This is a genomic window from Streptomyces sp. NPDC006552 (assembly GCF_040611655.1).
Taxonomy (GTDB): Bacteria; Actinomycetota; Actinomycetes; order Streptomycetales; family Streptomycetaceae; genus Streptomyces.
Genome location: NZ_JBEXOS010000047.1, coordinates 26266 through 48451, shown reverse-complemented (window position 1 = coordinate 48451; position 22186 = coordinate 26266). Strand labels below are relative to the sequence as shown.

The following is a 22186-nucleotide window of genomic DNA, read 5'->3' as shown; positions in this document are numbered from 1 at the left end:
GTCAGCCCTTCTGCTCCACGCGCACCCAGTCCACCTCCGCCTGGACGCCGCCGCGCGCAATGGCGTCCACGCTCGACTGGGGCAGGCCCCAGTAGGGCTGCGTGACCTTGTTCCAGCCCGCCGGGTAGGCGCCGCCGAGCGCGAGGTTGAGGATCAGGTACTGCTGGTGGCCGAAGACCCACTGGCCGCGGGTGGACTCCAGCTTGGTGCGTGTGGTGCGCTGCACGAGCTGGTCGTCGACGGTGAAGCGCATCTCGGTGGGCGTCCACTCGACGCCGTACGTGTGCCACTGGTCGGCGCGGCCCCCGGCCGGGTAGTGCTGGAGGGCGCCGATGTTGCCGTCGGCGGAGTACCCCGGGCCGTGCAGCGCGGAGCTGGTCCAGTCGCCGTAGCCGATGTTCTCCATGATGTCGGTCTCGCCGGACGCCGGCCAGGAGACAGACGGGTCGTCGACGTCGCTGCCCAGCAGCCAGAAGGCGGGCCAGAATCCGTCCCCCACCGGCAGCTTCATCCGGGCGCTGACCTTGCCGTAGGTGAAATCGAGCTTGGTGTGCGTGTCGATGCGGCCCGAGGTGAAGTCGTACGTCCCGCCGCCGGCCTGGGTGCAGCCCTTGCAGTACTTCGCGGCCAGGACCAGGTTGCCGTTCTGCGTGCGAACGGTGTCGGTGGAGTCGACGTAGGCCTGGGACTCGCCGTTGACGGGGCCCATCTCCTGGCCGGTCCTGACCACGCGCCACTTGGCGCGGTCGAGCGCGGCACCGGTGAAGTCGTCGAAGAACGTGGTGCGGTAGGCGCCGGACTGCTCGCCCGGCAGCGCCGGGTAGGCGGCGGCCGCGCTGCCGCCGGTCCCCCAGACCTCGAACTCATAGAGGGAGTAGCCGAACTGGGCGGTGGCCGGGGCCGGGTTGTAGAAGGAGCGGCGTTCCTTGCCGAGCATGCGGACGTAGCGGCCGGTAGCGGGGGTGGGCAGCGTGACCGTGTCGTGGCGGCCGGCCGCGTCGCCGGGCGCCTTGACGTCGGCGCGGCGGGCCGCGACCTCGGCGGCGCTCGGGCGGTACACCGTGCGCCAGGTCCGGTTGTCGTCGGACAGCTGCACTTCGTAGTCGACGGCGTAGGCGGCCTCCCAGTACAGGTCGACGGTGTCGACGGTGGAGGTGGCGCCGAGGTCGACCGAGACCCAGCGGTCCGCGTTCCAATCGCTCGACCAGCGGCTCTGGTCGCCCTTCAGGTCGGCAGGTCTGCCACCGTCGGTGACGAACGCCGGTGAGTTGCCCGCGTGTTGGTAGTTGTTGCTGTAGGCGGGATGGTGCAGGGCGAGGTTGGCGCGGGTGGTGGACGCGGGGGCCGGGGCGCCGCCGTAGACCTTGAAGGCGTAGAGGGAGTACCCGTAGGGCGTGGCGCGCTCGATGCCGCGCAGGCGGACGTAGCGGCCCGTCACCTCCTGGGGGTAGGTGTGCGCGGTGACGCTGCCGCCGGTGCCGGCGTCCTCCGTGTAGAAGGGCTGCCAGTCGGTGCCGTTCTTCGAGACTTCCAGGGCGTACTGCTTGCCGTAGGCGGCCTCCCAGTCGAGGGTCACGTGGTCGATGCGCAGGGTCGCGCCGAGGTCGACGCGCAGCCAGGCACCGTCGGAGAAGTCGCTGCTCCAGCGGGTGCCCGCGGCGCCGTCGACGGCGGCGCCGGGTCCGGAGGAGCCGTTCTCGCTGCCGGACGCGGTGACGGCGGCCGGGTTCGCCGCGTACGCGGCGGCGGCCAGGTCGGTGTTCCAGTCGGCGGCCGCCGCGGTGGCGGTGGCGCGCGGGGCGGCGGTGGTCGGGGGTGCGACGTAGGCGGACCAGGCGGTCAGGGTGGCCAGGGCCGCGGTGGTGCTGAGCAGCAGGAGGGGGCGACGCATGGGGCTCTCCTTCGGAAACCGGCACGGGATCGGAAGGGAGAGCGCTCCCGGCGGAACGTACGAGGAGCCGCCGCGGGTGTCAAGCGGCCCGGCGCGACCACCGGAGCGCGGGACCCGTTCCGTCACTTCCTGAAACTCAGGCGGTGGCCAACTGCCCTTTGTGCACGTTTTGTTGGGGCTGTGACCTGCCAATCGCCGGGAACTTCGGTCGCAACTCTTGACGTCAGATTCACCCGCCTGAAACATGCGACGCCAGGAGAGCGCTCCCACCACCCCCACTCGTTCACTTCATGAACCAGGAGAGCCGCTGTGCCCCACCTCCCCCTTCCCCCCACGCGCCGGACGGTCCTCGGCGCGGCCGCCGCTGCCGCCGCCCTGCCGGTGCTCGGTTCCGCTGCCGCCTCGGCCGCCGAGGCCACGGCCGCGCCCCGCGCGGCGCTCGCCGGCGGCGGCGACCTCGGCCCGAACGTCATCGTCTTCGACCCGGCCACCGCCGGCATCCAGGCCAAGCTCGACGAGATCTTCAAGCAGCAGGAGTCGGCGCAGTTCGGCACCGGCCGGTACGCCCTGCTCTTCAAGCCCGGCACCTACAACGGGCTCAACGCCCAGCTCGGTTTCTACACGTCGATCGCGGGCCTGGGCCTCTCCCCCGACGACACCACCATCAACGGGGACGTCACCGTCGACGCGGGCTGGTTCCAGGGCAACGCCACGCAGAACTTCTGGCGCAGCGCGGAGAACCTCGCGCTCGTGCCGGTCAGCGGCACCAACCGGTGGGCGGTCTCCCAGGCGGCCCCCTTCCGCCGGATGCACGTGCGCGGCAGCCTGAACCTGGCGCCCGACGGTTACGGCTGGGCCAGCGGCGGCTACATCGCCGACACCCGGGTCGACGGCAGCGTCGGACCTTACTCGCAGCAGCAGTGGTACACCCGTGACTCGTCCGTCGGCGGCTGGCTCAACGCCGTGTGGAACATGGTCTTCTCCGGCGTGGAGGGCGCGCCCGCGCAGGGCTTCCCCGACCCGCCGTACACGACGCTCGACACGACGCCGGTCTCCCGCGAGAAGCCGTTCCTCTACCTGGACGGCGCGGACTACAAGGTGTTCCTGCCGGAGAAGCGGACGAACGCGCGCGGCACCAGCTGGGGCAGCGGCACGCCGCGCGGCACCTCGGTCCCGCTGGACCAGTTCTACGTCGCGAAGCCGGGGGACAGCGCGGCCACGATGAACGCCGCCCTCTCCCAGGGCCTGCACCTGCTGCTCACGCCCGGCATCTACCACCTGGACACGGCGATCCAGGTGAACCGGGCGGGCACGGTCGTCCTCGGTCTCGGCTACGCCACGCTCGTCCCGGACGGCGGCGCGAGCGCCGTCAAGGTCGCCGACGTCGACGGGGTGCGGCTCGCCGGGTTCCTCATCGACGCGGGCACCGTCAACTCCGCGACGCTGCTCGAGGTCGGCCCGCAGGGCGCGTCCGCGGACCACTCGGGCGACCCGATCACCGTGCAGGACGTGTTCGTGCGGATCGGCGGCGCGGGCGCGGGCAAGGCCACCACCAGCATGGTGATCAACGCGCGGCACACCATCGTCGACCACACCTGGGTGTGGCGCGCCGACCACGGCGAGGGGGTCGGCTGGGAGACCAACCGCGCCGACTACGGCATCGTGGTCAACGGCTCCGACGTGCTCGCCACCGGGCTGTTCGTGGAGCACTTCAACAAGTACGACGTGCAGTGGAACGGCGAGCGCGGCCGCACGATCTTCTACCAGAACGAGAAGGCGTACGACGCCCCGAACCAGGCGGCGATCCAGAACGGCTCGGTCAGGGGCTACGCCGCGTACAAGGTCGCCGACTCCGTGACCACGCACGAGGGATGGGGCCTTGGCTCGTACTGCTTCTACAATGTCGACCCGACGATCCGGCAGGGACACGGCTTCGAGGCGCCGGACACGGCGGGCGTGAAGTTCCACGGGCTGCTGGTGGTGTCCCTGGGCGGCAAGGGCCAGTACGACCACGTGATCAACGACATCGGGGCCGCCACGTCGGGCGACACCACCGTGCCGTCGACCGTGGTGTCATACCCCTGACAGCCGGGCCGTCCTGGGGCGGGCCGCCCCGATGAGCGAGTCGTCGTGGACCCGGGCGCCGGGCAGCCGGTGCCGGGCCGCGACGAGCGCGCTGTCGATGTCCCGGGTGCCGGTGGCGACGCAGAGCGTGTAGGTGACGTCGTCCAGACGGCGCCGGGCCTCCGCGCCGCCCTCCTCCGCGTCCAGGGCGCTGAGCGCCTCGTACTCGCTGACGAGATCGGCCAGCAGGGCGGGGTGGGCCAGCAGCATCGTCGGGGCTCCTTGTCGTCGCGGACTCCTCGCCCTTGTGCCCGGCCGATCATCCGGCAAACAGGCCGCTTTCGGACGGCCCTGTCGCCGGTCAGTACGCGGCCGTGAACCGGGTGCGGTGGTGGGCGGGCCGCTCCGCCTCGTCGAGCAGCGCCACGGCCAGGTCCTCCATGGAGAGTACGGAGTTCCCCTCGGCGTCGACGACGAGGGTGTCGGCGCCGAGCCGGTAGCGTCCGGTGCGCTTCCCCGGCTCCAGCCGCGCCGCGGGGGCCAGGTAGGCCCAGTCGACCTCGTGGCCGGTGGTGCGGCAGACGTCGAGCTGCTCGTTGCAGGCCAGGGCGATCGGCCGCAGGGCGGGCGGAAAGCCGGGGGCGTCGACCACGGTGAGCCCGCCGGTGCCGGGCACGGTCAGCCCCGCGGCGCCGCCGACGAGCAGGAGGCGGACGCCGGTGCCGTGCAGGCCGGTGAGCAGCGCTCTTGCGGCGGCCGCCAGTTCAGGTTCGCGTCCGCCCGGCGGTCTCGTCGCGGAGATCACCAGCTCCTGGCCGGCGGCGAGGGCGGCCACGGAGCGCGGGTCGGCGGCGTCGCCGGTACGCGGCAGGGCCCCGGCGGGCAGACCGGCGGCCCGGGCCGGGTCGCGGACCACCGCGGCGACCCGGTGCCCCCGACGCAGGGCCTCGGCGACGACCCGGCGGCCGACACTGCCCGCGGCTCCGAATACGGTGATGTGCATAGCGTTCTCCTCAATGCCCTTGATCTGTCCGGATGGTGAGTTTCCGTCAGTGGCGGCGTTCGGTCGCCCAGACGGTGAGGGCCCCGGCGGCGGGCACCGCGCCCAGCACGCAGATGCCGGGCCAGCCCGCTGCGGCCCATACGACGGAGGCGAGGGCCGAGCCGACGGCGCCGCCGAGGAAGAAGCTCGTCATGAACGCCGCGTTGATGCGGCTGCGGGCCTCGGGGCGCAGCGCGTACAGGACGGTCTGGCTGCTGTTGAGCACGGCCTGCTGGCCGATGGTGAGGACGACGACCCCGGCGGTGAGCCAGAGCAGGGAGCGCTCCCCCGCGAAGAGCAGCAGCCAGCCGGTGAGCAGCAGAGCCGCGGCGGCGCCGGTGACCTTGTGGACGTGGCCGCGGTCGCTGAGCCGGGCCGCGCCCGTCATCGTGACCACTCCCACCGCGCCGACCAGGCCGAACAGTCCGATGGCGGGCGGCGGCCAGCCGAACGGCTCGCCGGCCAGCAGGAAGGTGAGCGCGGTCAGGTGGACGCTGTACGAGGCGAGCGAGCAGGCGCCGAGCAGCGCCCGGCGGCGCAGCAGGGGCTCCTCGCGCAGGAGGACGAGGGTGGAGCACAGCAGCGCGGGGTAGCGCAGGTCGGCGGTGACGGGCAGGCGGGGCAGCGCCCGGCGCAGGGCCACAGCGGCGAGGGCCATGAGCGCGGCGAGGACCCAGTAGACGGTGCGCCAGCCGCCGAGCGCGGAGAGGCCGCCCGCGACGGTGCGGGCCAGCAGTCCGCCGAGGAGGATGCCCGACATGACGGTGGCGACGGCGCGGCCGCGGTTCTCGGCGACGGTCAGGGCGGCGGCGTGCGCGACGACGACCTGGGCCCCGACCGAGGTGAGCGCGGTGAGGACGGTCCCCGCGAGCAGCAGCGGGCCGTTCGGGGCGAGGGCCGAGACGGTGAGGAACAGGGCGGTGGCGGTGAACAGGGCGACCGCGAGACGGCGCCGGTCGAGCACGTCGCCGAGCGGCACGAGCAGTATCAGGCCGAGCGCGTAGCCGGCCTGGGCCGCGGTGACGACGAGTCCGGCGAGGACGCTGCCGAGGCGCAGGTCGCGGGAGATGATTTCCAGGAGGGGCTGGGCGACGTAATTGCCCGCGCAGGAAAGGCCGGTGGCGACGGCCATCAGGAGCAGCGGGCTCCGGCGGGGACCGGCGCCGTGCGGGGTGCAGGCGGCTGTCTGGCCGCCGACTCTCGTACCCGGTAGGGCGTTCAGCTGTGTCATGGGCTCAGCCTGCGGCCGCCCGTATCGATGAGTCCAACACATCCTTGTCATCACAACGATCGCGCAGCACGATGGATCGCATGGAGTTGCAGCAGTTGCGCTACGTCGTCGCCGTCGCCGAGACCGGTGGGTTCACCCGGGCCGCCGAGCGGTGCCTGGTGGTCCAGTCGGCGCTGAGCCACCAGATCGGCAAACTGGAAAAGGAGTTGGGGGCGCGGCTGTTCGAGCGGACGAGCCGGCGGGTGCGGTTGAGCGCGGCGGGAGAGGCGTTCCTGCCGGCGGCGCGGCAGGCACTGGAGGCGGCGGAGCGGGCGCGCGCCGAGGTGGCGGCGGCGACGGGTGAGATCCGCGGGCGGCTCACCATCGGGGCGATCGCCTCGGTGACCGCGGTGGACGTGCCGGGGCTGATGCGCGCTTACTACGACGCGTATCCGCGGGTCGCGCTACGGCTGATGGACGGGGCGAGCGAGACGCTGGTGACCGGGGTGCGGGAGGGGACGCTGGACCTGGCGTTCCTCGGGGTGCAGCCGTCGTTCCGCATCCAGGATCCGGGGGTGGAGAGCCGCACGCTCGCGGTGGACCCGCATGTCGCGCTCGCGGCACCGGGGCATCCGCTGGCGGGTCTTCGGGGCGGCGCGCCCGTGCCGCTGGCGCGGCTCGCGGGCGAGGTGTTCGTGGACTTTCCCGCGGGGTTCGCGGCGCGGGCCCAGACCGACGAGGCGTTCGCCGCGGCGGGGCTGCGGCGCGAGGTGCCGTTCGAGGCGAAGGGCCTGGAGTTCCTGGCCGACCTGGTGCGGGGCGGACTCGGCGTCGCGCTGCTGCCCTCCCGGCTGGTGCCGCGCCTGCCGGGTCTCGCGGTCGTCCCGGTCGAGGACGGGCCGGTGCGCGAGGAGCGGATGGTGTGGAACCGGTCGCGCTGCTCGCCCGCGGCCGCGGCGTTCCTGGCTACGGTGCCGCGCTGACGCGTGGCGGCGCGGTCGGCGTGTCACCGGGGGGTGCGGTGGCTACGCGCGTTCCGGGTCGGGGGCGGATTCAGCGGCGAGCAGGGTGGCGTCGTCCTGGAGGCGGCCCTGCGCGTGGTGGAGCAGGTCGGCCGCGATGCCGGCCGTGAAGGTGGCGAGGGGGGCCGCGCTCTGTTCGGCCGCGCGCTCGGCCAGCGGGTAGAAGGTGCCGGTGGCGTCGCGTGCCTCGGAGACGCCGTCGGTGTGGAGCAGCAGCCGGTCCCACGCGGTGCGCGGCACGGGCTGCGCGGCGCACCAGCCGTGCGCGAGGTCGAGCAGGCCGAGCGGGGGCGCCGGGGCGGGCACGGCGGCGGTGACGGCGGTCCCGTCGCGCAGCAGCAGGGGCGGCGGATGGCCGCAGCAGACGAGTTCGGCGGAGCCGTCCGGGGCGATGGAGACGAACGTGGCGGTGACGAACCGGTCGGGTTCGTCCGAGTGCGCGACCAGGGAGTGCAGGCGGACCGCGAGCACCTCCAACGATCGCTGGCGTAACGCCAGTTCGAGCCAGGCCCGGAGCACCGCGTCGGCGGTGCGGGAGAGTTCGGGGCCCTTGCCCATGACGTCGCCGATGAGCAGCCGGGTGCCGAACGGCGAGGAGACGGCGCCGTGCAGATCACCGCCCCGGCCGTCGTCACCGGGGCCCGACGTGAGCCGGCGGGCACTGACACGCAGGGTGCCGACCGTCTCCGGGGACGAACCGGCCGTACGGGGGCGGGTGGTCATGGATGCCTTCCGAGCGGGCCGGTCGGGGCGGCTCGGGCGAGGAGAGCGCGGACCGCGGGATGCTCCGGGAATTGTAGTCACACGGGCGCGCAGTGTGACGATTTTCTTCAAGTGTGCACAGAATGTGCCCGAGGCATTCGATTCCAGCACGTCCGCGCCTCAGGCGGAACGCAGTCTCCCATCTGTGCGACACCGTTGGGGGACGATCCGCGGAAGCCGTCCGGGGCGGTGGCGGAAGGGGTCCGGCGCACGGCAGGGTCCGGTCCGCGCCGTTCCCGCGCCCGAGGACAGACCCGGCGCGCGTGGCGCAGCGTGCAACCGGTTCTCGGACCGGGCGCGCGTAGCCCTCCCGTTGCGTGGAACCCGCAGCGGAGCACAGCACTCGTGTCACCCGAGAGGTTCCGTCATGACCAGCATGCGCGCCCTGACCGTCGGGACGGACGGTTCACCCGAGAGCATGAACGCCGCCGACTGGGCGGCCCGCGAGGCGGTGCGGCGCGCTCTCCCGCTGCGGCTGCTGTACGCCGGCTCCGGTGAGCGGTCCGTGCCCGCGCCGCCCGGACCCGGTCTCCTCGACCGGGCCGCGCGGCAACTCTCGTACGCACACCCCGCGTTGGAGGTCCTGGCCGTCCGCAAGGGCGCGCGGCCGGTCGCCGCGCTGCTGGAGGCGGCCGGTGAGTCCGAGACACTCGTGCTGGGCTCGCGCGGCTCCACCGGGTACTCCGGGTTCCTCGTCGGCTCGGTCGCGCTCGCCGTGTCCGCCCGCGCCGAGCGGCCCGTCGTCCTGGTCCGGGCGGGCGGGCCCCCGCAGGACGAACAGGCGCCCGACGCACCGGACTTCCCGCCTGTGGTAGTCGGACTGGATGTGGCGGAGCCCGCCGACGAGGTGCTGTCCTACGCCTTCGAGGCGGCGGCCCTGCGCGGCACCGAACTGCACGCGGTGCACGCCTGGTCGGTGCCGCCGCCGCGCGGGGGCGCCTCGGGCGTGACCACGCCGGCGGGCGACGCCGCCCGTCGCGAGACGCTGAGCGCGGACGCCCTGACGGCCGCGTTGCAGGTGTGGCGGGCGAAGTACCCGGACGTGCCGGTGGTGCCGCGGCTGGTCTACGGCCGGCCGGGTCACCACCTCCTGAAGGCGTCGGCGTCGGCCGGCCTCACGGTGCTCGGACGCGGCATGGACCAGAACCGGCTGGGGCGCACGGCCCACTCGGTCGTGCACCACGCGACCGGCCCGGTGGCGGTCGTCCCGTACACGTGAACCACCACCGCGGCACGCGGCCACCCCGCCCGCTACCCGCCGGGCGCCGCTGCTCGTAGGCTCGGTCCTCCGCGACCGAAAGGCTGTGGCGTGCCATGACCATGTTCCGTCCCGCCCCGGGCTGGCTGTCCGACGCCGTGTTCTACCAGATCTACCCGCAGTCCTTCGCCGACTCCGACGGGGACGGCATCGGCGACCTGGGCGGCGTCATCGCGCGGCTGGACCACCTGGCCTGGCTCGGGGTCACCGCCGTCTGGATCAATCCCTGCTTCGTGTCGCCGTTCCGCGACGCCGGTTACGACGTCGCGGACTACTACTCGGTGGCGCCGCGCTACGGCACCGACGGCGATCTAGCGACCCTCGTCGACCTCGCCGGGCGGCGCGGCATCCGCGTGCTCCTCGACCTCGTCGCCGGGCACACCTCGGACCGGCACCCGTGGTTCCTCGCGTCCGCGGACGACCCCGGCGACCACCGCTACATCTGGAGCGCGGACGGCGTCCCCGAAGGTTTCGTCGCCTCCCCCGGCTCCCGTCCGGGCGCGTACCTGCCGAACTTCTTCGACTCCCAGCCGGCCCTGAACTTCGGTTACGCCCGCACCCGCGCCGCCGAGCCCTGGCGGCAGCCGCCCGACGCCGCCGGGCCGCGCGCCAACCGGGCGGCCCTGCGCCACGTCATGGACCACTGGCTGCGCCTGGGCGTGTCCGGGTTCCGGGTCGACATGGCGGCGTCGCTGGTGAAGGACGACCCGGGGAAGCGGGAGACCGCGCGGATCTGGACCGAGCTGCGGCACTGGCTCGACCGCGCCCATCCGCAGGCCGTCCTGCTGTCCGAGTGGGGTGATCCGCAGGTGTCCGTGCCGGCCGGGTTCCACGCCGACTTCTTCCTCCAGTTCGGCGGCCCGGCGGACGGGCTCGCGATGCGCTCGCTGTGGAACAACGGCGCGGGCACGAGGAACGAGAGCTGGGCTCCGCTGGACTGCTTCTTCGACGCGACCGGTCGCGGCTCTCCGCGCCCCTTCGTCGCGGCCTGGCGCGAGGCGGCCACCGCCCTCGGCTCCACCGGCTTCGTCTCCCTGCCCACCTCCAACCACGACTTCTCCCGCCTCAACTGCGGCCCCCGCACCGCCGAGCAGCTCCCGGCCGCGTTCGCCTTCCTGCTGACCTGGCCGACCCTGCCCGCGATCTACTACGGCGACGAGATCGGGATGCGGTACGTGCCCGGGCTGCCGGACACCGAGGGCAGCGTGCTCGGTCCGTCCTACAACCGGGCCGGTTCCCGTACGCCGATGCAGTGGGACGAGGGCCCCGGCGCGGGCTTCTCGACGGCGCCCGAGGAGGAGTTCTACCTGCCGCTCGACCCCGATCCGCGGCGCCCCTCGGTGGCCGCGCAACGCGCCGACGCACGCTCCCTGCTCCATCTCGTCCGCCGTCTCGTCACCCTGCGCGCCTCCACCCCGGCGCTCGGCAGCCGCTCCCCCGTCGAGGTGCTGCACGAGGGCCATCCGTTCGTGTACGTCCGCGGGGACCGGTTCCTGGTCGTCATCAATCCCGGTGCGCAGAGCAGGAGTTGGTCGGTTCCTCAGGAGCGTCTCCTGACGGGGGCGCGGCCCGTGGAGGTGTCCGGTGTGCGGGTGTCCGCGGACGGTACGGCGGTCGAGGCGGACGGATGCGCGTACGGGGTCTTCGCGCTCGGGACGGACTGAACCCCTCCGCCCACCGGCCGGAACGCGGAACCGATGCTCCGGTCACGCAAACTTCTCGCAAGCTTTGCGCTAATCTTGCGTCCCATGACGCGCAGACTTGCTCAGGTGGCGAAGAAGGTCGGGGTCAGCGAGGCCACGGTCAGCCGGGTGCTCAACAACAAGCCCGGTGTCTCGGAGGCCACCCGCCAGGCGGTGCTCACCGCGCTCGACGTGCTCGGCTACGAGCGGCCGACCCAGCTGCGCGGGGAGCGGGCCCGGCTGGTCGGCCTCGTCCTGCCGGAGCTGCAGAACCCGATCTTCCCGGCGTTCGCCGAGGTGATCGGCGGCGCGCTCGCCCAGCAGGGCCTCACGCCGGTGCTCTGCACCCAGACCAAGGGCGGGGTCTCGGAGGCGGACTACGTGGAGCTGCTGCTCCAGCAGCAGGTCTCCGGCGTGGTCTTCGCGGGCGGTCTCTTCGCGCAGGCGGACGCCGAGCACGGACACTACCGGCGCCTCGCCGAGCGGCAGGTCCCGGTGGTGCTGGTCAACGCGACCATAGAGCGGCTCGGCTTCCCCTGCGTGTCGTGCGACGACGCCGTCGCCGTCGAGCAGGCGTGGCGGCACCTGGCCTCGCTCGGCCACGAGCGCATCGGCCTGGTCCTCGGCCCCGGCGACCACATGCCCTCGCGCCGCAAGCTCACGGCGGCGCGCACGGCGGCCCACGCGGCCGGCGGGGAGCTGCCGGACGACGCGGTGGAGCGCGCGATGTTCTCCCTGGAGGGCGGGCACGCGGCGGCGGCCCGGCTCCTGGAGCGCGGCATCACCGGCATCATCTGCGCCAGCGACCCGCTCGCGCTCGGCGCCGTGCGGGCCGCGCGCCGGGCCGGGCTCGGCGTGCCCGGCGACGTGTCCGTGGTCGGCTACGACGACTCGGCGTTCATGAACTGCACGGAGCCGCCGCTCACCACGGTGCGCCAGCCCATCGAGGCGATGGGCCGGGCCGCGGTCGAACTGCTCGTCGCGCAGATCCAGGGCGGCACCGTGCCCCCGGGCGAGCTGCTCTTCGAACCGGAGCTGGTGGTGCGGGGCTCGACGGCACCCCCCGCGTCGGCGTGAGCCGACCGGCGGCCGCCGTGCGCGCGGCCACTCGCACCCCGGGCCCCGGGGCGCGGCGGAGAGAACCGGACGCCTCGCGTCCACCACTCTCCGGCCGCCCCCTCGCCCCAACTACCCCTTGACCCCTAGCTGTTAATTTTTTGCGGAGTACGCGCGACATCTTGCGGACATCCGGCGTCGGTGCTTGAGTGTGGCACGCCCCGGCTCGCACCTCCCCGTGCACCCACGCCGCGGGCCTCCACGTTCCTGCCTGCACAGGCTCAGGCCCGAAGGGGACCCACCGATGAGAAGCAGCACCTGGTCACGTCCTGTCCGCCGAACGTCCGCGGTGGCCGTCGCCACCGCCTTCGCCCTGGGCTCCCTCGCGGCCTGCGGCACCAGCAGCAGCTCCGACGACGACGGATCGGGCGGCGCCGGGTCGAAGGCCGACATCAGCGCCCCGCTCGACCCCAAGACCAAGGTCACGCTGACCATCGACTGCATGCCGCCGACCGCCAAGGCGGCGGAGCGCAAGCAGTGGGTCGAGGACGTCAAGGAGTTCAACAAGAAGTACCCGAACGTCACGATCGACGGGAAGTCGACGGCCGGCCAGTGCGAGGAGCCGGCCCGGTTCACCGCGGCACTCAAGGCGAAGTCCCAACCGGACGTCTTCTACACGTACTTCACCGACCTCCAGCAGGTCCTCGACAACAACGGCGCCGAGGACATCACGGCGTACGTGACGCCGAAGACCGTGCCGGCGATCGACTCCATCGACCCGAACGTGATGAACGCCCTGAAGAAGGACGGCAAGCTCTACGGCGTGCCGACCAGCAACTACACCATGGGCCTGCTCATTAACCGCAAGCTGTTCAAGCGGGCCGGACTCGACCCGGACAAGCCGCCGGCCACCTGGGACGAGGTGCGCACCGCCGCGAAGAAGATCGCGGGCCTCGGCAACGGCATCTCCGGATACGGCGAGTACAGCGCGGAGAACACCGGCGGCTGGCACTTCGCCGCGGCGCAGTACAGCCTGGGCGGCGAGATGGTCAGCGCCGACGGCAAGAAGGCCGCGTTCAACGACGCGACCGGCAAGAAGGTCGTCCAGCAGCTGCACGACATGCGCTGGACCGACGACAGCATGGGCAAGACCCAGCTGCTCAAGTGGGGTGACCTGCAGAAGCAGATCGCGTCCGACAAGCTCGGCATGTTCCTCGCCGCGCCCGACGACGTGACGTACATGGTCCAGCAACTGGGCGCGAAGTACGAGAACTTCGGGATGGGACCGATCCCCGGCGGCAAGGCGACCCTGTTCGGCGGCAACGACTACATGATCAAGAAGGGCTCGTCGCCCGACAAGATCAAGGCGGCCATCGCCTGGCTGAACCTCAAGACGCTCACGCCCGGCAAGGGCCAGTTCCAGTGGGAGCGCACCAAGGCGGACAAGCTGCCCGTCGGGCTCCCGCAGCCGAACTTCTTCACCGGCGCGACCAAGGATGCGGACCTCAAGTCCCGTACGGAAAACGCCACGATGCCGGTGGAGAACTTCAAGCCCTTCATGGCGAACCCGGTGCCCGGCAAGGCGGAGCCGCCGAAGGCGCAGGAGATCTACAAGGTTCTCGACAACGTGATGTCGGGCGTCCTGACCAACAAGAACGCCGACATCGACAAGCTCCTGTCCACCGCCGAGCAGCAGGTCAACCAGGTGCTGGCCAACCAGTGACCGCTTCCCCCTGGCACCTGTGATCCGAGGAGTGACCATGTCGGCCCCGACGCTGCCCGCGAAGCCCCAGCAGGCCGCACCGCCCGCCAAGCGCCAACTCAGCACGTCCGACGGCTCGTTGGCGCGCGCCGTGCGCCGCAACATCTCCGCGCACGGCTTCCTGATCGGTGCGGTGCTCTGCTTCTCCTTCTTCTCCTGGTACCCCATGGTCAGGGAGTTCGTCCTGGCCTTCCAGAAGACGAAGGACGGCCGCACCACCTGGGCCGGCTGGTCCAACCTCAGCTACGTCTTCCACGATCCGGCCTTCTGGCAGGCCTGGCGCAACACGCTGCTGTTCACCGCGCTGGCCCTGGTGCTGGGCTTCGCCGTCCCGTTCCTGGTGGCGGTCCTGCTCAACGAGTTCCGGCACGGCCAGGGGTATCTGCGGCTGCTCGTCTACCTGCCGGTGATGCTGCCGCCGGTCGCCTCCGTCCTGCTCTTCAAGTACTTCTACGACCCCGGCTACGGCCTGTTCAACCGGGTCCTCGGTGTCTTCGGGATCCCCGATCAGCAGTGGCTCCAGTCGACCGACACCGCGATGCTCTCGGTCGTCATCGCGTCGACCTGGATGAACATGGGCGGCGCGACCCTCATCTACCTGGCGTCGCTCCAGGGCATTCCCGGTGAGCTGTACGAGGCCGCCGAGCTGGACGGCGCGGGGCTGTGGCGCAAGATCTGGCACGTGACGGTCCCGCAGACGCGGCTCATCCTCTCGCTGATGTTCCTCATGCAGATCATCGCCACGATGCAGGTCTTCACCGAACCGTTCCTGCTGACCAACGGCGCGGGCCCGGAGGGCTCCACCACCACCGTCGTCTACCTCATCTACCAGTACGCCTTCAACTTCAACAACTACGGCGGCGCGGCGGCCCTCGGCCTCGTCCTGCTCGTCCTGCTCGCGGCCTTCTCCGCGGTGTACGTACGCCTCAGCCGCGCCTCGGACGACTGAGCGCCAAGGGAGTTGGGATTCACCGACATGGCTACCGACACGATGCGCCCCCGCACTCTGATCTCCCCGGCCCAGCTGGGCCGGCGGCGCGGGAAGATCATCTACTGGACCGTCTTCGGCGTGACCACGGGCCTGTTCACGCTGGTCTTCCTCGGCCCGCTGTACTGGATGGTCACCGGCGGCCTCAAGACCACGGCGGAGATCGTCCAGTCCCCGCCGACCCTCGTCCCGCACAGCACGCACCCGGAGAACTACCAGGACGCCTGGCGCGTGATGGACCTCGCCAAGCTCCTGTTCAACACCCTCTACTACGCGTTCGGCGCGCTCGCCTTCCAGCTCGTCCTCGACGTGGCCGCCGCCTACTCCCTGTCCAAGCTCCGGCCGGTCTTCGGCAATGTCGTCCTCGGCATGATGCTGGCGACGCTGATGATCCCGGCCACCGTCCTGGTCGTCCCGCAGTACCTGACCGTGCTCGACGTGCCGATCTTCGAACGCAACCTGCTGAACAGCCCCTGGGCGATCTGGCTGCCGTCCGTCACGAACGCGTTCAACATCTTCCTGCTGAAGCGGTTCTTCGACTCGATCCCGCAGGAGCTGCTCGACGCGGCCGCCATCGACGGCGCCTCCTCCGCGCGCACCCTGCGCTCGGTGGTCCTGCCGATCTCCCGGCCGATCCTCGGCGTGGTCTCCATCTTCGCGGTCGTCGGCGTGTGGAAGGACTTCCTCTGGCCGATGCTGACGCTGCCCGACCCGGCGAAGCAGACCCTGAACGTCGGGATCTACTCCCTGGCCAACGGTGTCCCGCAGAACCAGCTGATCGCCGCGCTCACCATCGCCTCGGTGCCGACGCTCCTGCTCTTCCTGCTCTTCCAGCGCAACATCATGAGCGGTCTGACCGCCGGCGGCCTCAAGGGCTGATGCCCGGCCCCGTTCCCCTCCCTCTTGTGCGGGTGCCGCCGCGGTCGCCGCGGCGCGCTCCGCCCTGCCCGAAAGGACCCTTCGTGGTGGCCGACGACTGGTGGCGTTCCGCAGCCATCTACCAGGTGTACGTCCGCAGCTTCGCCGACGGCGACGGTGACGGGACGGGAGACCTCGCCGGGGTCAGAGCGCGCCTGTCCTATCTGGCGGAGCTCGGCGTCGACGCGATCTGGTTCACGCCCTGGTACCGCTCCCCGCTCGCGGACGGCGGGTACGACGTCGCCGACTACCGGGTGATCGATCCGGCGTTCGGGACCCTCGCCGAGGCCGAGAAACTCATCGCCGAGGCCCGGGACCTCGGCATCCGCGTCATCGTGGACATCGTGCCGAACCACGTCTCCGATCAACACCCGTGGTTCCGGGCGGCCTTGGCCGCGGGCCCGGGCAGCCCCGAGCGGGAGCTGTTCCACTTCCGGCCGGGCCGCGGCGCCGACGGCGAACTGCCGCCCAACAACTGGCCCTCCCAGTTCTCCGGCCACACCTGGACGCGGGTGCCCGACGGGGAGTGGTACCTGCACCTGTTCACCGCGCAGCAGCCGGACCTGAACTGGGCGCATCCTGCGGTGCGCCAGGAGCACGAGGACGTGCTCAGGTTCTGGTTCCAGCGGGGCGCGTCCGGCGTCCGCATCGACTCGGCGGCGCTCGTCGCGAAGGACCCGGCGCTCGCCGACGCCGCCGACGGCGACGAGAGCGGCTACGTCGACCGCGACGAACTCCATGACATCTACCGCGCCTGGCGTGCCGTCGCCGACGAGTACGACGGCGTCCTCATCGGTGAGCTGTGGGTGCCCGATCCCGAGCGGTTCGCCCGCTACCTGCGCCCCGACGAACTGCACACCGCCTTCAACTTCGACTTCCTCACCCGCCCCTGGGACGCGGCGGAGCTGCGCACGTCGATCGACCGCACGCTCGCCTACCACGCGCCGGTGGGCGCGCCGGCGACCTGGGTGCTCTGCAACCACGACGTGACCCGCACCGTCACCCGCTACGGCCGCGCCGACACCCGCTTCGACTTCGCCGCCAAGCGGTTCGGCACCCCGACGGACCTGGCCCTCGGACGGCGCCGCGCCCGGGCCGCCGCGCTGCTCTCGCTGGCGCTGCCGGGGGCCGTCTACCTCTATCAGGGCGAGGAGCTGGGACTGCCCGAGGTCGAGGTGGCGCGCGAGCGGATCGAGGACCCGATGCACTTCCGCTCCGGCGGCGTCGACCCGGGCCGCGACGGCTGCCGGGTGCCGCTGCCGTGGACCGCGCAGGGAGTGTCGTACGGTTTCGGCGCCACCGGCGAGCCCTGGCTGCCACAGCCGGACGACTGGGGCACGTACGCCGCCGAGGACCAGGCGGCGGACCCCGCCTCGATGCTCTCCCTCTACCGTGCCGCGCTGCGGCTGCGCGGCGGCCTACCGGGCCTCGGAGGGCGTGAGTTGACCTGGCTGCCCGCCCCCGACGGCGCGCTGGCCTTCGCCCGCGGGGACGGTCTGGTCTGCGTCGTGAACCTGGGCGCCGCCGAACCCGTCGAACTCCCGTCGCACGAGCGGGTGTTGCTGGCCAGCGACGCGCTCGACGGCGACGGGCGGCTGCCGCGTGACACGGCGGTGTGGCTGCGGGACGGGGCTGCGTAGCGGGCACTACGACGTTCGCCTCTCTCTCACCCGGCGCGTCGATGAGCCCGGCATACGCCCTACCCGGCCGTCCGTTCGACTGTGACGGCCGGGACGGGCGTTCCGGAGGACAATGTCATATGCCAGAAGCACCCCCGCATCGTGTATGGCCAATTCCCTTACGAGCCCTGGCGGCCTGTGCCACAGTCGTAACCGGTCCTCCCGTCCGCCGTGGCCCCGTGCCTGCATCGGAGTGCGTCATGTCCCCCCATGTCTTCGCGGACCGCCCCGCCGGCCAGCCGCCGGAGCGTGGCGCGGTCGAGGCGCTGATCTCCCAGACCCGCCGGCTGCTCGGCGACGTCGACGCGGTGCGCCGGGAGACCGCGGCGCCGGCCGGGGGCGAGGGGGACGCCGAGGCCCGGTGGCAGCGCGCCCTGTACGAGCTGGCGGTCCATCAGCTCAGCGACCTCGACCGCCATCTGGCACAGCTGCGCGAGGCCCCGGCCGCCGGCCCGCCGCCCCGGCGCGGCGCCGAGGGGCCGCAGGGTTCCCTGCTGAGCCGGGTCGGCAGCGCCGAGTGGGATCTGCTCACCGACGAGGCCACCTGGTCCGCGGAGCTCTACCGCATCCTCGGCCGGGACCCGGCCGCGCCCGCCCTCACCCTCGACGAACTGCCCGCCCTGGTGCACCGCGACGACCAGGCGCAGCTCACCGCGATGGTCACGGACTGCCTGATCGACGGCAAGCCGATCGACGGGGAGTTCCGTGTCGTGCGCCCCGACGACTCCGAGCGCACCGTGCACATGATGGGCGAGCCCGTGCTCGACGGCGACGGCGCGACCGCCTCCATGTGGGCGGTGGTGCGTGACGTCAGTGAACTGCGGCGCAGCCAGCGCGCGGTGAGCGAGACCCGCGACTCGCTCCAGCGGCAGCGGCACATCGCACAGACCGAGCACCGGCTCGCGGCCGAGCTGCGGGAAGCCGTGCTGCCGCCGCGGCGAGGCTCCCTGCGGCTCCCGCGCACCGCGCCCGCCGGGGCCGCGCTCCTCGACGTGGCCGCCCGCCACCTCCCCGCGGCCGCCGGCGGCCCGGTCGGCGGCGACTTCTACGACGTCCTCGAACTCCCCGAGGGGCCGGTGGTGCTGGCCGTCGGCGCACTCGCCGGACGCGGGGTCACGGCCGCCTCCGGAACCGCGCAGACGCTCGGCGCGGTCCGCGGCATGGCCCTGTGCGGAGCGGGCCCCGGCGAGTTGCTCTCCCGGCTGCGTCTGGTGTGCGACGGATCCACCGGTCCCGGCCTCACCGGCGCGCTGTGCTGCCGGTACGACCCGGCGGCCCGGCGGCTGGCGTGGGCGCGGACGGGCCACCCCGCCCCGCTGCTCTTCCGCGACGGGACGGGGTGTGCGCTCACGCCGTCCGGGGGCGCCCTTTGCGCGCAGAGCGAGGAGACGCTGCGCGCCGGGGACGTGCTGCTGCTGCGGACCGGGGGTCTGCTGCCACGGCACGACGAGCCCGCCGCCGAGCAGCGGCTGCTCGCCCTGGCACCGCGCCTGACCTCGGCGCGCGACGCACAGGACTGCCTGCGCACGGTCGTGGAGGCGCTCGGCGCGGCCGAGCGGGAGACCGGCGCCTGTCTGCTTCTCGCCCGGATCGGCCCCTGACGGCGTCCCCGCGGCCTCAGGCCCGGACGCGTTTGCCGGCGGGCCGGGGCAGCGCCAGCTTGATCTCCTGGCGCAGGTCCTCGATCTTCGGATAGCCCGCGAACTGGCCGGTGAGCCGGTACATCTCCCGCAGCCGGTCCCAGGTGCGCAGGGAGGAGTTCGACCCCATCGAGGAGAGTGCCAACCGCGCGTACCGGTCCGCCTGTTCGGGGTCGTCCGCGATGAAGCAGGCCGAGGCCATGGAGAGATGGTCGAAGATCTTCGACCGGTCGCGGCCGCCCGCACGCAGCGCGAGGGCCTGCTTCGCATGGCGCTGCGCGATGATCGCGGCACCCGGCTCGTGCTCGGCGAGGGTGCGGTAGGCGAGGGCCTGCATGCCGTGCAGGTCCGCCTCGTCGAACATCTGCATCCAGCTCGGCGGTGCCACATCACCCCGGTCCGAGACGAAGAGGTCCTCCGCCTGGCCCAGCGTGCGGCGCATGGCCTGGCCCTTGCCCAGGGAGGCCTGTGCCCAGGCCTCGATGGTGCAGAGCATGGCCTTGGTCCGGGGCAGCACCTCGTCGCCCGCGCCGGACTGGGCGAGCTTCATCAGGTCCAGCGCCTCGTCGGGCGCGCCCAGGTGGATCTTCTGGCGCGCTGCCCGGGAGAGGGCCTCACCGGCCCGCGGGCGGTCGCCGCCCTCGCGCGCGGCGTGCGCGGCGATGACGAAGTACTTCTGGGCCGTGGGTTCGAGGCCGACGTCGTGGGACATCCAGCCCGCGAGGACGGCGAGGTTGGCGGCGACGCCCCACAGGCGCCGCTGGAGATGGTCGGGGTGCCGGTAGGAGAGCATCCCACCGACCTCGTTCAGCTGCCCGACGACCGCCTTGCGCTGCAACCCGCCGCCGCGGGAGGCGTCCCAGGCCCGGAACACCTCGACCGAGCGCTCCAGCTCCTCGATCTCCTGGGAGCCGATGGGGGCCGCCTCGTACCGGTCGTACCCGGCGGGGTCGGCGCTGCCCGCGAAGAGGGGGTCGTGCGAGGTCGGAGCGGAGGCCGCGAGGGCCGGGTCGGTGTGCAGCCAGTCGTGCATGGCGCTGCTGAGTACGGAGCCCGCGGCGAGCGCGGCACCCGCGCCCACCAAGCCGCGTCGGTTGAGCATGAGGTCCATTCCCGTGAATTCGGTGAGGACCGCAGCTGTCCGCTCGGGCGCCCACGGCACTCCGTCGGGCCCCGGTGGTCCCAGGCCCCCGCCGCCCTGCCGTTTCCCCGCGCGCCCGTGCCGGACAAGACCGAGATCCTCGATGGTCACGACACGGCCGAGTCGCTCGGTGAACAGCGCCGCCAGCACCCTCGGTACCGGATCGCGCGGGATCTCTCCCATGTCGATCCAACGCCGCACCCGCGAGGTGTCCGTCGCCAGCTGGAGGTGGCCCATGGCCGCCGCCTGCCGGTTGACGAGCCGCGCGAGTTCACCCTTGGACCAGCCGGCCAGGCCGAACAGGTCGTTCAGGCGGGTGTTGGGTTGTCCGTTCACGTGAGCCCCCAGGTTCTCGGCTGCAACCGACAGTAGCCCGCTGTCAGTTGCTGAGCGACTATTCGCCAGGGTTCGCCAGGGTGCGCCAGCTGTTGTGCTCCAGCCCCTGGGGTGTCAGGTAGGAATGCGCCACCCCGACCCGGTCGCCACGGGGCACTCCCCAGGGTGTACCGGCCCGACCGGGCCGGGCGGCGCAGGCAATTCGTCGGAACGCGAAGGGATCTGTATCGCCCATGTACGCAGCATCGTCCTCCGTGTCCGCCCCGCCCCGGCCGCGCACCGCCCGCCCGGTGGTCTCCGGCAACGGCCCGTATCTCGACCCCGTGCGGCCCGCGACCACGACGCTCGCGGGCGTCGGCAGGCCGCGCCGTGCCCCGGGGCTCGGCACCCCACCGCTCAGCGGGAGACTCGACTTGTCCGGCCCTCAGGGCGCCGCCCTGCGCACGGCGATCGCCGCGGTGCACCGGATCTGCCCGGAGTTCCATCCGGTGCAGGTGCTGCGGCGCAGCCCGCGCTCCGTGCTGCTCGTCGGAACGACGGGGCGCAGCACCGCCGTCGCCAAATGCTCACTGGACCACTCCCCCGCGGGGACCGAGCGGATGCGGCACGAAATAGCCGCCTACCGCTCGTTCGTCCGGCACCGGCCGCCGGTGCGGGCGCCGCGTCTCATCGCGGCGGACCCGGAGAACGGCACGCTGGTGATCGAGCGGATGCCCGGCCGGGTGGCCGCCCTGCAGCGCCATCCGGCCGAGGCACCGCCGCGGGCGGACGTGCGCACCGCGCTCGGCGCGATCTGCCGGCTCAACGGCTGGCGGCCCCCGGCCGGCACGTTCGGCGCGCCGCTCGACTACGCGGAGCGGATCAACCACTTCCACGACCTGGGTCTGCTGACCGACCGGGACATGGGCGATCTGCAGAAGCTGCTGCACGGCATCGCCCACGCCTCGGGGCGCGGCGGCATGGGTCAGTTCTGCCACGGTGACGCGCTGCTGTCGAACATCCTGCTCTCGCCGGCCGGGCCGGTCTTCGTGGACTGGGAGCACGCGGGGTGGTATCTGCCCGGCTACGACCTCGCCACGCTCTGGGCCGTGCTGGGCGACGCCCCGGTGGTGCGCCGCCAGATCAGCCAGCTCGCCCAGTCCGGGGGCGCGGCGTCCCGCGACGCGTTCCTGGTCAACCTGATGCTCGTACTGACCCGGGAGATCCGGACGTACGAGACGGCCGTGCAGCGGTCGCTGCACGCGCAGCCCCCGGCGGCACCGGGAGCGGCCCATCCCGGCGCCGCGCCGTCCGGTGAGGAGCAGCGGCTGTTGCTGCGCCGTCTGCACGACGACTGCACCATGGCCCGCAAGGCGGTCCGCGCGGCGGTCGGCACCCGTTGACGGGAAGGCGGTTCCGCGGTGCGCCGGTGAACGGGCGCACCGCGGCTCTCCGTTGCGCGGCGCCGGATGCGGTCGAGGTCATCTCCCCTACAGCGGGCGGCTATTGGTCTACGCCACTGACGCGTCGCAGGCGGCCGCACCACCGCGCGGGAAACCCCGGAACACACCCGCTGACATGGGAAATCCCGGGGTGTTCCGTTGCCCTTCGGATGATTGACGGATGGTCGGCCAGCCGATACCACTGACGCACGAGGCGCCCGCACGCCCCGCGCACCGCGCCGACCACCAGCGTCTTCAGGAGGCACCGTTGCTTCGGTCCATCCGTTCCGTCCCCGCCAGACGCCCCCGTGCGG

The 22186-nt window shown here is 72.6% G+C and carries 17 protein-coding genes; 11 read left to right on the top strand and 6 right to left on the bottom strand.

The features are described 5' to 3' along the window. Position 1: 1 nt before the first annotated feature. On the bottom strand, positions 2-1891 hold the full coding sequence (locus tag ABZY33_RS24800; protein ID WP_356493856.1) for a discoidin domain-containing protein: 1890 nt from the start codon (positions 1889-1891) through the stop codon (positions 2-4). Between the two features lie 309 nt (positions 1892-2200). Here ABZY33_RS24800 and ABZY33_RS24795 point away from each other — a divergent pair, with 309 nt between their 5' ends. Then, on the top strand, positions 2201-3976 hold the full coding sequence (locus tag ABZY33_RS24795; protein WP_356493855.1) for a coagulation factor 5/8 type domain-containing protein: 1776 nt from the start codon (positions 2201-2203) through the stop codon (positions 3974-3976). On the opposite strand, the gene ABZY33_RS24790 is transcribed toward ABZY33_RS24795, so the two are convergent. The 3 genes from ABZY33_RS24790 to ABZY33_RS24780 all read right to left on the bottom strand — a co-directional run bounded on the left by ABZY33_RS24790 (position 3965) and on the right by ABZY33_RS24780 (position 6228). After that, entirely contained in the window at positions 3965-4225 is a 261-nt protein-coding gene (locus tag ABZY33_RS24790) for a DUF5133 domain-containing protein (RefSeq protein ID WP_356493854.1), read from the bottom strand. The genes ABZY33_RS24795 and ABZY33_RS24790 overlap by 12 nt on opposite strands. Positions 4226-4316: 91 nt before the next feature. Next, positions 4317-4958 (bottom strand): NAD(P)H-binding protein, encoded by a 642-nt coding sequence (locus ABZY33_RS24785; RefSeq protein ID WP_356493853.1) that lies wholly within the window; start codon positions 4956-4958, stop codon positions 4317-4319. A 46-nt stretch (positions 4959-5004) separates the two neighbouring features. After that, on the bottom strand, positions 5005-6228 hold the full coding sequence (locus ABZY33_RS24780; protein ID WP_356493852.1) for an MFS transporter: 1224 nt from the start codon (positions 6226-6228) through the stop codon (positions 5005-5007). Positions 6229-6308: 80 nt separating this feature from the next. On the opposite strand from ABZY33_RS24780, the gene ABZY33_RS24775 reads away from it, so the two are divergent. Next, positions 6309-7190, top strand: coding sequence for a LysR family transcriptional regulator (locus ABZY33_RS24775; RefSeq protein WP_356493851.1), 882 nt, complete (start codon positions 6309-6311; stop codon positions 7188-7190). A gap of 42 nt (positions 7191-7232) precedes the next feature. On the opposite strand, the gene ABZY33_RS24770 is transcribed toward ABZY33_RS24775, so the two are convergent. Further along, entirely contained in the window at positions 7233-7952 is a 720-nt protein-coding gene (locus tag ABZY33_RS24770) for a PP2C family protein-serine/threonine phosphatase (RefSeq protein WP_356493850.1), read from the bottom strand. A gap of 406 nt (positions 7953-8358) precedes the next feature. On the opposite strand from ABZY33_RS24770, the gene ABZY33_RS24765 reads away from it, so the two are divergent. The 8 genes from ABZY33_RS24765 to ABZY33_RS24730 all read left to right on the top strand — a co-directional run bounded on the left by ABZY33_RS24765 (position 8359) and on the right by ABZY33_RS24730 (position 18935). Then, positions 8359-9210 (top strand): universal stress protein, encoded by an 852-nt coding sequence (locus ABZY33_RS24765; protein ID WP_356493849.1) that lies wholly within the window; start codon positions 8359-8361, stop codon positions 9208-9210. 95 nt (positions 9211-9305) lie between these two features. Continuing rightward, on the top strand, positions 9306-10913 hold the full coding sequence (locus tag ABZY33_RS24760) for an alpha-amylase family glycosyl hydrolase (protein ID WP_356493848.1): 1608 nt from the start codon (positions 9306-9308) through the stop codon (positions 10911-10913). An 84-nt stretch (positions 10914-10997) separates the two neighbouring features. Next, positions 10998-12008, top strand: coding sequence for a LacI family DNA-binding transcriptional regulator (locus tag ABZY33_RS24755; RefSeq protein ID WP_356493847.1), 1011 nt, complete (start codon positions 10998-11000; stop codon positions 12006-12008). 283 nt (positions 12009-12291) lie between these two features. Then, entirely contained in the window at positions 12292-13710 is a 1419-nt protein-coding gene (locus ABZY33_RS24750; RefSeq protein ID WP_356493846.1) for an extracellular solute-binding protein, read from the top strand. Between the two features lie 37 nt (positions 13711-13747). Then, a complete protein-coding gene (locus tag ABZY33_RS24745; protein WP_356493845.1) occupies positions 13748-14698 on the top strand; it encodes a sugar ABC transporter permease in 951 nt (316 codons plus the stop codon). 42 nt (positions 14699-14740) lie between these two features. After that, complete coding sequence (locus ABZY33_RS24740) at positions 14741-15616, top strand: carbohydrate ABC transporter permease (RefSeq protein ID WP_356493871.1); 876 nt, start codon at positions 14741-14743, stop codon at positions 15614-15616. An 83-nt stretch (positions 15617-15699) separates the two neighbouring features. Continuing rightward, positions 15700-17295, top strand: a complete 1596-nt coding sequence (locus tag ABZY33_RS24735; RefSeq protein WP_356493844.1) for a glycoside hydrolase family 13 protein — start codon at positions 15700-15702, stop codon at positions 17293-17295. Between the two features lie 239 nt (positions 17296-17534). Then, entirely contained in the window at positions 17535-18935 is a 1401-nt protein-coding gene (locus ABZY33_RS24730) for a SpoIIE family protein phosphatase (protein ID WP_356493843.1), read from the top strand. Positions 18936-18951: 16 nt separating this feature from the next. Here ABZY33_RS24730 and ABZY33_RS24725 read toward each other — a convergent pair whose 3' ends face one another. Further along, positions 18952-20451 (bottom strand): hypothetical protein, encoded by a 1500-nt coding sequence (locus ABZY33_RS24725; RefSeq protein ID WP_356493842.1) that lies wholly within the window; start codon positions 20449-20451, stop codon positions 18952-18954. 233 nt (positions 20452-20684) lie between these two features. Here ABZY33_RS24725 and ABZY33_RS24720 point away from each other — a divergent pair, with 233 nt between their 5' ends. Continuing rightward, the gene (locus ABZY33_RS24720; RefSeq protein WP_356493841.1) at positions 20685-21833 is read left to right on the top strand and encodes an aminoglycoside phosphotransferase family protein; all 1149 of its coding nucleotides are present in this window, start codon (positions 20685-20687) and stop codon (positions 21831-21833) included. Positions 21834-22186: the final 353 nt, after the last annotated feature.